Source organism: Pseudomonas sp. LS44 (assembly GCF_024730785.1).
In the GTDB taxonomy this organism is placed as follows: domain Bacteria; phylum Pseudomonadota; class Gammaproteobacteria; order Pseudomonadales; family Pseudomonadaceae; genus Aquipseudomonas.
Genome location: NZ_CP102830.1, coordinates 3,128,352 through 3,140,631, shown reverse-complemented (window position 1 = coordinate 3,140,631; position 12,280 = coordinate 3,128,352). Strand labels below are relative to the sequence as shown.

Here is a 12,280-nt window from a genome sequence, read left to right as displayed (position 1 = left end):
GCTAGCTCCCTTTGTGTGCGACGGAATGACCATGGCCAGTGCAGCACCACCGCTTACCTACAACTACGCGATCGTTCGCCAATTCACCTTGATGACCCTGATCTGGGGGATTCTCGGCATGTTTATGGGCGTGTTCATCGCCGCTCAATTGGTCTGGCCGGAGCTGAATTTCGGCCTGTCATGGACCAGCTTCGGCCGTATCCGCCCGATCCACACCAACCTGGTGATCTTCGCGTTCGGCGGCGGCGCCTTGTTCGCCACCTCGCTGTACGTGGTGCAGCGCACCAGTCGGGTGCGGCTGATTTCCGACAGTCTGGCCAAGTTCGTGTTCTGGGGTTGGCAGTCGGCGATCGTCGCACTGTTGATCAGCTATCCGCTGGGCATCACCACGTCCAAGGAATACGCCGAGATGGAGTGGCCGATTGCGCTGTGGGTGGCGATCGTCTGGGTCGCCTATGCCTACCTGTTCTTCGGCACCATCGCGCGGCGCAAGGTCCAGCATATCTATGTCGGCAACTGGTTCTACGGTGCGTTCATCGTGGTCACCGGTATGGTCCATGTGGTCAATCACATCGCCATTCCGGTCAGCCTGCTCAAGTCCTATTCGGTGTATTCCGGCGCCACCGACGCGATGATCCAGTGGTGGTACGGCCACAGCGTGGTCGGCTTCATCCTCTCGGTGGGCTTCCTCGGCATGATGTATTACTTCGTGCCCAAGCAGGCCGAGCGGCCGATCTACTCCTATCGGCTGTCCATCGTGCATTTCTGGTCGATCATCGCCCTGTACATCTGGGCCGGCCCGCACCACCTGCATTACACCGCGCTGCCGGACTGGGCGCAGAGCCTCGGCATGGCGATGTCGATGATCCTCCTGGCGCCGAGCTGGGGCGGCATGATCAACGGCATGATGACCCTCTCCGGTGCCTGGCATAAATTGCGCACCGACCCGATCCTGCGCTTCCTGGTCGTGTCCCTGGCGTTCTACGGCATGTCGACCTTCGAAGGTCCGATGATGGCGATCAAGACCGTCAACGCGCTGTCCCACTACACCGACTGGACCATCGGCCACGTGCACGCCGGGGCGCTCGGTTGGGTAGCGATGATTTCCATCGGCACGCTGTATCACATGATTCCCAAGCTCTACGGTCGCGAGCGGATGCACAGCCTCGGCTTGATCAACGCTCACTTCTGGCTGGCGACCATCGGTACCGTGCTGTACATCGCCGCGATGTGGGTCAACGGCATCACCCAGGGCCTGATGTGGCGGGCGATCAACGAGGACGGCACGCTGACTTACTCGTTCGTCGAAACACTACAAGCCAGCCATGCCGGTTATGTGGTGCGCCTGATCGGTGGCGCGACCTTTGCCAGCGGCATGCTGTTGATGGCCTGGAATACCTGGCGGACCATCCGCGTCGGCGAGCGCGACGTGCAGGGTCTGGTGCCTGCTTTAGCCTGAGGAGTTGCGGATGTTTGTCTTCGGCATAGTGGTGTTTTGCGTGGGGCTTTACGGCTGCATCGGCCTGCGCTCGGCAGATGACTTGGAGCAAGCGGCGCTGCAGCCGTTCGCCGATGACCCGCAGGCCGCGCGCAACATGAGCGCCGCCACCGGGCGGGTCTGCGCGCGGGTGATCACGCCGCAGAGCGAGTTCGCCTGCGAACGGCCAACGGGTCGACTGGATGCCTGAACGTTAACCATTTTTTCCATACCCAGGGATGGGAATCGTGTCTTACCCCAGGCACGCTTTAGGTCCGCGAGCTGTGTTGCGCGGACCTTCTTTATTTTCACTCTCGGTTGTTAATCTCAGCTTTTTAATTTGGTTATGTCCCAGTTGCGTGTCGAGACGTGCAGGCCCACTAGGTGATGCCTGCAGCAATGAGCCGTAGGGTGGGTTAGCCGTAGGCGTAACCCACCGACTCTGCTGGACACTGATGCTCAGCTCGGCACCGCTGGTGGGTTACGCCGCTACGCGGCTAACCCACCCTACAAAAGCGATGCGCAACACTTAACGAGCACATAGCCTTTAATTTCATCTTTCCAATCTCAGTGCCGGACCTCATGACGCAACGCCTTTCCTTGGCCAATTGGCTGCACAGCTTCAATCCTCCCGCCATGAATACTCGCCCGCGCGAATGGTTGCGTGCCGGGCTCGGCGCCGCGTTGGGTGTATTGCTGAGTACCTGGGTGTGCTACCAGTTGTTCGGCGCGCCGGTGGCCGCGCATCTGGTCGGCCCGCTGGGTGCTTCGGCGATCCTGTTGTTCGCGGTGTCTTCCGGTGCGCTGGCGCAACCCTGGTCGATTGTCGGCAGCTATCTGGTGGCGACTCTGGTGGCCCTGGCGCTGGTGCAGGTCGGCGGCGCTTCGTTGGTTACTGCGAGCCTGGCGGTCGGGGTTGCGCTGGCGCTGATGTGCCCGTTGCGCTGCCTGCATCCGCCCGGTGGCGCGGTGGCGTTTTGCGTGGCCATGGGCGGGCCGGACCTGGCCGAGATGGGCCTGCAGGTGCTCGCGCCGGTGATGCTCAATGCGCTATGCCTGCTGGCCTGCGCACTGCTCTACAACAACCTGACCCGCGTGCGTTACCCCAAGCCGCATGGCACGCCGGCTGCCGAGATGCATCACACCCAGGACGTGGCGCCGCAGGAGCGCGTCGGCATCACTTCGGCCGACCTCGACCAGGCGCTGGAGGATATCGGTGAGTTCGTCGACGTGACCCGCGAGGATCTTGAGCAGATCGTCCGCGCCACGGAAAAGTACGCTCTGCGGCGCAGCATGGGCGATATCCGCGCCGGGCAGATCATGTCCCGCGATGTGCAATGTGCGACGCCGGAAACCACTGTGGAGCAGGCCTTGCGCGTGCTCGAATACCATCACTTGAAGGCCTTGCCGGTGCTCGACGAGGAGCGCCGGTTAGTCGGTGTCGTCAGCCTGATCGACCTGCTCGGCCATTCGCGGCGCGCACCGCACTCGGACTTCCTCGGGCGCCTGGGACTGCGCCGCGATGTGCCGCTGAGCCGGGTGATGAGTCAACCGGTGACCTGGGTGGGTAGCGATGCGCATGTGGTCGAGCTGATTCCGCTGCTGTCCGAACAGGGCCTGCATTGCCTGCCGGTGCTGGAACAGGGCGAATTGGTGGGGATCGTCACGCAGACCGATCTGATCGCCGCGCTGCACCGCGATCTGATCGTGCATCTGGGGTAGGGCTAGCCAAAATAGGCAGCTGCCAGGCCACCAGCTGCACGGAAATGCTTTTTGAGGCTGGGGCGGCGACCGTTCCGTAGGCGCGGCGAAAGCTTTGTGTAGGAGCGGATTTATCCGCGATCAAGGTGTGGCCCTTGCGCGAATGAATTCGCTCCTACCGACCCGTGCGGCGAGTCTTATACGCGGTTGCTAGTGGCCTGTGCGGTTAATTGGTTATCTCAAGTTCGGATGACTGAGGCTCTGAGACAAGGCGCCGCGACGAGTCATAGCAAGGCTATGGCGAGGAGCGGTAGCGCAGTATCAGGGTCTCAGGCGCCGAAATTGACTAACTGAATTAACCAAACAGGCCACTAGATCACCGGGTCCCAGCGCTGCGACCAGTCGCTGTCGCTGCGCACCACTTCGCGCAGCAGTTGGAACGCCTGCTGCAACGCCGCCGAATCGCGCTCGCGGGAATACACCAGGTAGGTCGGGTAACTGAACTCCGGGGCCTTGGGCACGCGCTCCAGGACGCCGCTGTCCAGGTAGCTCTGCACCACGCGCGTGCGGAAGTAGCCGGCGCCGCCATGCTCAAGAATGTATTGCAGGGCCAGCGGGCCGAGGTTGAAGGTCAGGGCAGCCTTGGCTTTGTCCGGCAACGCCGCGTCGTGCTGACGGCGGAAGCCTTCGCCCCAGTCGATGTACACATAAGGCTCGGGGTTACCTGGCAAGCGGATCTGGATGAGTTTTTCCTCGAGCAATTCCTCCACCTGCATGCCGGGCCAGTAGGCCGGCTGGTAGACCAGCGCGGCGTCCAGCACGCCGAGTTCCAACTGGCGCAGCAGGCGCTGACCATCGCCAACTTCGGCGCGGATCGCGTGGCTGGGAATCTGCTCGCGCAGTACATGCACCCAACTGAGCATCAGCGGATTGCATAGGCTGACTTCGCCGCCCACATGCAGCACGTTGCGGTAGCCCTCGAGCAACGGCAGATCGCGCTGGGCGGCCTCCCAGGTTTGCACCAGCTGATTGGCATAGACGACGAACGCCTCGCCATCGGCGGTCAGCTTGGCACCCGCGCGGTTGCGTACGAACAGCTTGCAGTTGAGCTGGCTTTCGAGGTTCTGCACCCGCGCGGTGATGGCCGTCTGGGTGACATGCAAGCGCTCGGCAGCGGCGATGAAGCTGCCGCAGCGGGTGATTTCGAGGAAGGTGCGGGCGAGCTCGATATCCATGAGTTATCCGGGAGCGCGGAGGGACAGAGCGGCATTGTAAGGCCGAGGCTTGGGTTTCGCTGGTCGGCCCTTTCCCTCTCCCCCGGCCCCTTTCGACTTAGCGCCCTCCCATATATGGGCGAGGGCTAGGGTGGCGGTTGCGGTAGGGCGTACTCGCGTAGCAGTACGCCAATGTAGCGGCGGCAAGCACGGCGGCGGACTGTTCGCTGCGCTCCTGAGCGGCCGGCGTTCCGGTCCGTCCTACTGGGCCGGTGACAAACAATTCACAGCGCCCCAAACACCTTTTTCGCCAGACTGGTCGCCGCACCGGCTGGGTTTTGACGGATGCCGGCTTCCTGCTCGGCAATCATCTTGAACAAGCCGTCGAGGGCTTCTTCGGTCACGTAGTTCTCGATGCTGGAAGCCTTGGCATTGCCGACGCCGAACGCCGCCGCCTGACCGGCGAAGGCGTTGTACTGCTGCGCCAGGCCGACTTTGTCGGTGGCCTGTTTGACGATCGGCAGGAACTTGGCGCGAATCTGCTCGCGGCTGGTCTTGTTCAGGTATTGCGTGGCGGCGTCGTCCGGGCCGCTGAGGATGCCCTTGGCATCCTGCACGGTCATCTTCTTCACCGCGTCGACCAGCAGCGCCTGGGCCTGCGGCACGGCAGCCTCGGCGGCCTTGTTCATGCTGCTTTCCAGCTGTTCGACCTGCGCGCCCATGCCCATCAGCTTCATGGTCTTGGCGGCTTTGCCGAGGTTGCCTGGCAGCTCGATGCGCACCTCGGGGTTGTCGTTGAAACCACCGGGTTTACCCAGTTGCTGTACGGCGACTTTGGCGCCCTGGCTCAGTGCATCCTTGAGGCCGCCGCTGGCGTCGCTCTGGCTGAGATCGGTGAGTGACAGGGCAGAGACGTGGGCGGATAGGGCGAGGCTGGCGAATAGGGTGGCGAGGCGGAGCATGGGTGTTTTCCGTCGGGCGAGGGGAGTCGCGAGCTTACCCGAGCCGAGAAGGCGCGCCAAACCGCAGGGCGGGCGGCGGACTTGACTCTAGACCGAACGGTCTATAGATTTTTCGCCATGAACAAACCTACAGAACAACCCAATACCCGCGAGCGGCTGATCGCCGCCATGGCCGACGCGCTGCAGCGTCGCGGCCTGCATGGCGTGGGGGTGAACGAGGTGCTGGCCCAGGCCGGCGCGCCCAAGGGCGTGCTCTATCACCATTTCCCCGGCGGCAAGGTCGAGTTGGCGGTCGCGGCCATCCAGGCCGTGGTGGCGCACCTGCGCGCCACGCTCACGCAGTTGCAGGCCAGCCAGGGCGAGGCGTTGCAGGTGCTGCGCGTCTGGCTGGAGCAGGCACGCCGGCAACTCGAGCAGAGCGGCTTCGAGCGCGGCTGCCCGCTGGCCACCGTGGCGCTGGAGTCGGGTGCCGACGACCAGACCCTGCGCGCGGCCCTGGCCGCCGGCTTTGCCGAGATCCGCCAACTGCTGGCCGGTCTGCTGGGTCAGGCGGGCGTGCCGGAGGAGCGGGCTGGGGCGTTGGCCACGCTCACCGTCGCGGCCTATGAGGGAGCACTGCTGCAGGCGCGGGTCGCCGGCGACGGGCAGGCGCTACAAGTCACCATGAACCTGCTGCTGGAATGGATCGGCGGGGAAATCGAAGCAGTGGGAGTTACACGATGAACAGTATTGTGCAGGGCGAGGCCGTCACCTTGTTGGCGGCCGATGGCTACCGCATCGCCGCCACGCGCTTTGCCGCGCAGGGTCCGCGCAAGGGGCATCTGCTGATGGCCGGCGCCACCGGCGTGCCGCAGGGCTTCTACCGGCGCTTCGCCGAATACGCCAGCGCCCAGGGCTTCACGGTCATGACTCTGGACTATCGGGGCATAGGCCAGTCCGCGCCGGCCACGCTCAAGGGCTTCGAGATGGCCTACCTGGATTGGGCGCACCTCGACCTGGCCGCGGCGGTCGAGGCCATGGCCAGCGACGAGGTGCCGCTGTTCATGGTCGGCCATTCCTTCGGCGGCCACGCCTTCGGCCTGCTGCCCAACCATCACCGGGTGGCGCGTTTCTACACCTTCGCCACCGGCGCCGGCTGGCACGGCTGGATGCCGCCGCTGGAGCGCTGGCGCGTGCGCCTGATGTGGAGCCTGCTGCTCCCGCTGCTGGCCCGCCGGCACGGCTACATGCCGTGGAGCAAGTTGGGCATGGGCGAGGATCTGCCCCTCGGCGTGTACCGGCAGTGGCGGCACTGGTGCAGGTTTCCCCACTACTTCTTCGACGACCCGGCCATGGCCCATGTCGCCGAGCGGTTTGCTGCGGTGCGTACGCCGATCATCGCGGCCAACGCTCTGGACGACCTGTGGGCGCTGCCGCGCTCGCGCGACGCCTTTGTGCAGGCCTATTGCAATGCCCCGCTGCAGCGGCGGGACATCGACCCGCGCGACGGGCTCGGCGCGATCGGCCACATGGGCTATTTCCGCCAGCGTGCGCAGCCGTTGTGGGACGACGTGCTGGACTGGTTCCGCCAGCACGAGGTGCCGGCGCCGGGCTGATTCACCGGTGCAATAAAGAAGGGCCGCAACGAGCGGCCCTTTTACATGGCGACAGTCGATCTACACCGGTGCTTCGGCCGGCGCTTCCTCGCCGCGCTCCAGCGCTACCTGGCGGATCGACAGGCGGATCTCCGCCGGCAACACGCGCTTGGCCACGCCTTCCGCCACTTCGGGCAGTTGCGGGTGGTGGCTGAGCTTGCCGGCCTCATCACGGCGCAGCACGCCCTCGTCGAGCAGACTCTGGATAAAGTGACGGAACAGCGTTTTGTCGAAGAACTCGGGGGCGTTGAGGCCATGCAGGATCGACAGGCGCTGGGCCATCACCGTGCACAGATCCTCCAGCTCTTCAGCGCTGATCGCGTTCTGCCCGGCGTTGAGCAGCAGCGCGGTAGCCATGTAGAAGCGCTGCAAGGTCTGCACGATGGCGCGTGAGAGCAGGGTCAGCAGGACGAACTGCCGTGAGCTCGGTGCCGGGCGCACATACGCGTCGCCTTCGATTTTCAGCAGGCCACGCTCGACGAACGCGTTCAGCCACTGGTCGACCACCGCATCCAGCTCGTCCAGCGACCAGCGGATGAACAGCTCGGACTGCAGGTAGGGGTAGAGCGCGCGGGTGAAGCGCAGGATCTGTTCGCGGCTGATCCGCGCGCTGCTCTGGAAGAAGCTGGCGAGCAGCGCCGGCAGGGCGAAGATGTGCAGCACGTTGTTGCGGTAGTAGGTCATCAGGACGGCATTCTGCTCGTCCAGATAGAGGATCTTGCCGAGCGCGTCCTTTTGCTCCGAGACCAGCTGCATGCCTTTGACGTACTCGATCAGCGCCTTGCCATCACCCTCTGGCAAGGTGGTGTGCGGCGAGTAGGGTACTTGGCGTAGCAGGCTCTGATACAGGTCGAGCACGCGCACCAGGGCGCGTTCGTCGAGCGCCAGTTTAGCGGTGGAGAGCAGCGCCAAAGCCACCAGATTGACCGGGTTGACCGCCGCCGCCTCGTTGAGGTGCTGGGCCACGCATTCGGCAAGGCGACTGGTGGTCTCGTTCAGCCATTCCGGACGATATTGCGGCCCCAGCTCTTGCTCGCGCCAGCCGGGTTGCTGCTGATCGAGGAATTCGGCGAGGCGGATCGGTTCGCCGAAGTTGACCGCCACGGCACCGAAGCGCTGTTTGAGCGCGCCGATCACCTTGAACAGATCGAAGATCGATTCCTTCTTCTTCGCCGCGCCGCGTAGTTCGCCCAAATAGGTACGGCCTTCGAGCACGCGCTCGTAGCCGATATACACCGGCACGAAGACGATCGGCAGGCGGTTGGAACGCAGGAAGCTGCGCAGGGTGATTGCCAGCATGCCGGTCTTCGGCTGGAGCATGCGCCCGGTACGCGAGCGGCCGCCCTCGACGAAGTACTCGACCGGGAAGCCCTTGCTGAACAGGGTGTGCAGGTACTCGTTGAACACCGCGGTGTACAGCGGGTTGCCCTTGAAGGTGCGGCGCATGAAGAAGGCCCCGCCGCGGCGCAAGAGGCCACCGATCAGCGGCATGTTGAGGTTGATGCCGGCGGCGATGTGCGGCGGCGTCAGGCCGTTGCGAAACAGCAGGTAGGACAGCAGCAGGTAATCCATGTGGCTGCGGTGGCAGGGCACGTAGATCACCTCGTGGCCCTGGGCGATGTGCTGCACGCCGTCGAGGTTGTTGAGCTTGATGCCGTCGTAGATCTTGTTCCAGAACCAGCTGAGCACCACTTCGAGGAAACGCACCACAGTGTAGGCGTAGTCCGAGGCGATCTCGTTGCCGTAGCGCAGCGCCTGGGCCTCGGCCTTCTCCACCGAGATCTTCTCGCGCTCGACCTCGTCGGTGATCGCCTGGCGCACCAGCGGCGCATGGATCAGGCCCTTGACCAGGTTGCGCCGGTGCGACAGGTCGGGGCCGATCACCGCGGTCTTCTGATTGCGGAAATGCACGCGCAGGATGCGGTTGACCATGCGCAGCGTGCGCTCCTGGCCCTTGCCCTGTTCGACCAGCTCGCGCAGCTGGATAGGCGCGGCGAACTGCACGCGGGTCTTGCGCCCGAGGATGAGGATGTTGAGCAGCCGGCGCAGGCGTCCGGTGACCGCCCAGCTGTCGGCGAACAGCAGCTTCCACGGACTGGTCTCGCGGTCCGGCGATTGGCCCCAGAACACGCTGACCGGCACGATCTGCGCATCCTCGGCGCTCTGGTGGCCGATGGCCGTGACCAGGCGCACCAGGGTCGGCGAGGCGCCGCGCTTGTCCTGGCGGCCGAACCAATCGGGCTCGCGAGTGAGATAGAAGAACGCCGCCGGCTCCTGCAGGCCGCCGACCTCCACTGGCAGCACCGGCCGTGGCAGCCCGCTCTTGCTGCACTCGTGATCCAGCACTGCCAAGTCGCTGAGCGACGGCTGCTGCAGCACATAGAGCACTGGTTTGCTGCGGTCGAGTTTGAGGCTGAAGGCGGACTGATTGATGGTTTCCGAGCGCACCCAGAGGTACAGCAGGCGGCGTAGGGTGCCAAATACAAGGCGATGGAGCGGCGAACGGGTCATACGGAGGGTATCTGCGGCTGAAAATGGAACGAGCGTGCGCTCGGGCCGGCTAGTGTGACGGATTCACGCAGGCGCGGCAAAAGCCGCGGGCGGCGGTTGGTCGGATGCGCCGAGGAGTGGCGGTGGTTGGGCGACGGCAACTATCCTTTAATCCCAGCGCAGGCTGCTCACGTGGCCGAGCAACTGCACCAAGCGTGCCTTGAAGCCAATGGAGGTGGGTATGAAGAAGTTTTCCGGAGTCTGTTTGTTGACGGCCTTGATCGTTGGCAGCGTTCAGGCGCAGACGGTGGTACCGACTAAGGGGCAGAGTTCCCAGCAGGTGCAAGTGGACATGAGCGATTGCCAGAACATCGCCGCAAATGCGGCCAGCAGCACCCCGACCACCAGCAGCGCGCATGTCGGTGGACGGCTGCGCGGCGCGGCGGCAGGTGCCGCTGCTGGCGCGGTCGGCGCCGAAGTGCGCGGGCGGCAGCACGACGAGGTGTATGACCGGGTCGATGATGATGTGAAGCAGGATTACCGCCAGAACCGTGCGGGCGAAACCGCTGCGGCCGGCGCCGTGGTTGGCGGCATGCATCAGCGTCAAGAGCGCCGCCAGGATCGGCGCAGCCAGGAGCAGGCGGCCAGTTCGGCCAGTTCGACGGCCTATACCAGTTGCCTGCAAGGCCGTGGATATCAGGTCACGCCCTGAGTTTTGTTGGGCTCATGCCTTGGGCTGCAAGAGCCCAAGGCTGCGGGTGGCCTGTTTGGTTAATTCAGTTAGTCAATTTCGGCGTCTGAGGCCCTGATACTGCGTTACCGCTCCTCGCCATAGCCCTGCTATGACTCGTCGCGGCGCCTTGTCTCAGAGCCTCAGTCATCCGAACTTGAGGTAACCAATTAACCGCACAGGCCACTAGTGGTTGTGTAACTACCTGAATTTCCTACCCAGATCTGCAACTTCCAGAAACTTCGGCTGTCTTGCATAGCCGGGGCGCCTCTCCTTATAGTCCCCCGGCATTTTTCAAGACCCATCTCGCTGTGCTTAGAGCCTGTTTACGATCTCGTGCTAGGGCCAGACAAGCGGATCGTAGGCAAGCTCGTATGGGTGGCGAGTGGGTTTTTCATCGTGATGGTGAGAGACCATGATCGAAATAAAAAATCTAACGAAACGATTCGCTCAGCACATTGCGGTGGACAACCTGTCCTTCCGCGTTCAAGAAGGGGAAGTGTTGGGTTTTCTCGGCCCGAATGGCGCCGGTAAATCCACCACCATGAAGATGCTCACCGGCTTTCTGGCGCCGACTTCCGGCACTGCCAGCGTTCTCGGTTTCGACATCCAGAGCCAGACACTCAAAGCCCAGCAGCAGATCGGTTATTTGCCGGAAGGCGCGCCTTGCTATGGCGATATGACGGTGCGCGGCTTCCTCGAATTCATCGCCGAGATCCGCGGTTTCCGGGGCGCCGAGAAGCGCCGGCGGGTCGCCCTGGCGGTCGAGCGGGTGGAACTCGACAAGGTGCTCGAGCAATCCATCGAAACCCTGTCCAAGGGCTTCAAACGCCGCGTCGGTCTGGCTCAGGCGATTCTTCACGATCCCAAGGTGCTGATCCTCGACGAGCCCACCGATGGCCTCGATCCGAACCAGAAGCATCAGGTCCGCGGGCTGATTCAGAGCCTGGCCAAGGACAAGATCGTCATCATTTCCACGCACATCCTCGAAGAAGTCACCGCGGTGTGCACCCGTGCAGTAGTGATCGCCCAGGGCAAGCTGCTTGCCGATGGCACGCCGTTCGAGCTGGAAAGCCGCTCGCGCTACCACCAGGCCGTCACCCTGGTCGGCGCCGAAGCGCTCGATCAGGCCGCTCTTGGCGGTTTGCCGGGTGTCGCCGGGGTCGAGGTCAACGAGCTGGAACACAGCCTGACCGTGCTCGCCCAGCCGGGCCAGGTGATCTTCCCGCAGGTCAATGCGCTGATCGCTCAGCGGGGCTGGGCGGTGACCGAATTGAATGTGGAGTGTGGCCGCCTGGACGAAGTGTTCCGCAGCCTGACGCGGGGGGAGTTGGTATGAAGCAGTTACCGGTGGTCTTCAAACGCGAACTGGCGAGCTATTTCGCCACGCCGCTGGCCTATGTGTTCATCCTGATTTTCCTCGTGCTGTCCGGGGTGTTCACCTTCTACCTCGGCGGTTTCTTCGAGAGTGGTCAGGCCGATTTGTCGCCGTTCTTCAACTTCCATCCGTGGTTGTACCTGTTCCTGGTGCCGGCCATCGCCATGCGCCTGTGGGCCGAGGAGCGCAAGTCCGGCTCCATCGAACTGCTGATGACCCTGCCAATCACCCGCTTCGAGGCGGTGCTGGGCAAGTTCCTCGCCGCTTGGGTATTTGCCGGCCTGGCCTTGCTGCTGACCTTCCCGATGATCATCACCGTCAATTACCTGGGTGAGCCGGACAATGGCGCCATCGCCACCGGTTATCTGGGCAGCTGGCTGCTGGCCGGCTCGTACCTGGCCATCGGCTCGTGCATGTCGGCGCTGGCCAAGAACCAGGTGATCGCCTTCATCCTCGCCGTGAGCATGTGCTTCGTGTTCATCGTCAGCGGCTTCCCGATGGTGCTCGACAGCTTCAGCTGGGCGCCGCAATGGCTGGTGGACTCGGTGGCTTCGTTGAGCTTTCTGACCCGCTTCGACGCAATCAGCAAGGGCGTGATCGATCTGCGCGACCTGCTGTATTTCGTCAGCCTGATTACCGCTTGGCTGGCCGCCACCGCCGTGGTGGTTGACCTGAAGAAAGCCGACTGAGGATG

General features: G+C 63.6%; 11 protein-coding genes. 8 read left to right on the top strand and 3 right to left on the bottom strand.

Annotated elements, in window-relative coordinates; translation table 11 throughout:
- Nucleotides 1-31 precede the first annotated feature (31 nt).
- From ccoN to NVV93_RS14025, 3 genes are all read left to right on the top strand, one after another.
- A complete protein-coding gene (gene ccoN / locus NVV93_RS14035) occupies nt 32-1,459 on the top strand; it encodes a cytochrome-c oxidase, cbb3-type subunit I (RefSeq protein WP_258251252.1) in 1,428 nt (475 codons plus the stop codon).
- 10 nt (nt 1,460-1,469) lie between these two features.
- The gene (locus NVV93_RS14030; protein WP_258251251.1) at nt 1,470-1,688 is read left to right on the top strand and encodes a hypothetical protein; all 219 of its coding nucleotides are present in this window, start codon (nt 1,470-1,472) and stop codon (nt 1,686-1,688) included.
- Nucleotides 1,689-2,059: 371 nt separating this feature from the next.
- Entirely contained in the window at nt 2,060-3,199 is a 1,140-nt protein-coding gene (locus tag NVV93_RS14025; RefSeq protein ID WP_258251250.1) for an HPP family protein, read from the top strand.
- A gap of 350 nt (nt 3,200-3,549) precedes the next feature.
- On the opposite strand, the gene NVV93_RS14020 is transcribed toward NVV93_RS14025, so the two are convergent.
- Nucleotides 3,550-4,413 (bottom strand): LysR family transcriptional regulator, encoded by an 864-nt coding sequence (locus tag NVV93_RS14020; RefSeq protein ID WP_258251249.1) that lies wholly within the window; start codon nt 4,411-4,413, stop codon nt 3,550-3,552.
- A gap of 263 nt (nt 4,414-4,676) precedes the next feature.
- On the bottom strand, nt 4,677-5,354 hold the full coding sequence (locus tag NVV93_RS14015) for a DUF4197 domain-containing protein (protein WP_258251248.1): 678 nt from the start codon (nt 5,352-5,354) through the stop codon (nt 4,677-4,679).
- Nucleotides 5,355-5,471: 117 nt separating this feature from the next.
- Here NVV93_RS14015 and NVV93_RS14010 point away from each other — a divergent pair, with 117 nt between their 5' ends.
- Both NVV93_RS14010 and NVV93_RS14005 read left to right on the top strand, forming a co-directional pair.
- A complete protein-coding gene (locus NVV93_RS14010; RefSeq protein WP_258251247.1) occupies nt 5,472-6,077 on the top strand; it encodes a TetR/AcrR family transcriptional regulator in 606 nt (201 codons plus the stop codon).
- Nucleotides 6,074-6,949 carry an alpha/beta fold hydrolase gene (locus NVV93_RS14005; protein ID WP_258251246.1) on the top strand — a complete coding sequence of 292 codons (876 nt, stop codon included), beginning with the start codon at nt 6,074-6,076 and terminating at the stop codon, nt 6,947-6,949. Before NVV93_RS14010 ends, NVV93_RS14005 begins: the two co-directional genes overlap by 4 nt.
- Before the next feature lie 60 nt (nt 6,950-7,009).
- Here the strand turns inward: NVV93_RS14005 and plsB are convergent, their stop codons facing one another.
- Nucleotides 7,010-9,499 (bottom strand): glycerol-3-phosphate 1-O-acyltransferase PlsB, encoded by a 2,490-nt coding sequence (gene plsB / locus NVV93_RS14000; RefSeq protein WP_258251245.1) that lies wholly within the window; start codon nt 9,497-9,499, stop codon nt 7,010-7,012.
- Between the two features lie 220 nt (nt 9,500-9,719).
- Here plsB and NVV93_RS13995 point away from each other — a divergent pair, with 220 nt between their 5' ends.
- The 3 genes from NVV93_RS13995 to NVV93_RS13985 all read left to right on the top strand — a co-directional run bounded on the left by NVV93_RS13995 (nt 9,720) and on the right by NVV93_RS13985 (nt 12,275).
- Nucleotides 9,720-10,190 carry a YMGG-like glycine zipper-containing protein gene (locus NVV93_RS13995; RefSeq protein ID WP_258251244.1) on the top strand — a complete coding sequence of 157 codons (471 nt, stop codon included), beginning with the start codon at nt 9,720-9,722 and terminating at the stop codon, nt 10,188-10,190.
- A 433-nt stretch (nt 10,191-10,623) separates the two neighbouring features.
- Nucleotides 10,624-11,547, top strand: a complete 924-nt coding sequence (locus tag NVV93_RS13990) for an ABC transporter ATP-binding protein (protein ID WP_258251243.1) — start codon at nt 10,624-10,626, stop codon at nt 11,545-11,547.
- Nucleotides 11,544-12,275 carry an ABC transporter permease subunit gene (locus NVV93_RS13985; RefSeq protein ID WP_258251242.1) on the top strand — a complete coding sequence of 244 codons (732 nt, stop codon included), beginning with the start codon at nt 11,544-11,546 and terminating at the stop codon, nt 12,273-12,275. Before NVV93_RS13990 ends, NVV93_RS13985 begins: the two co-directional genes overlap by 4 nt.
- Nucleotides 12,276-12,280 lie beyond the last annotated feature (5 nt).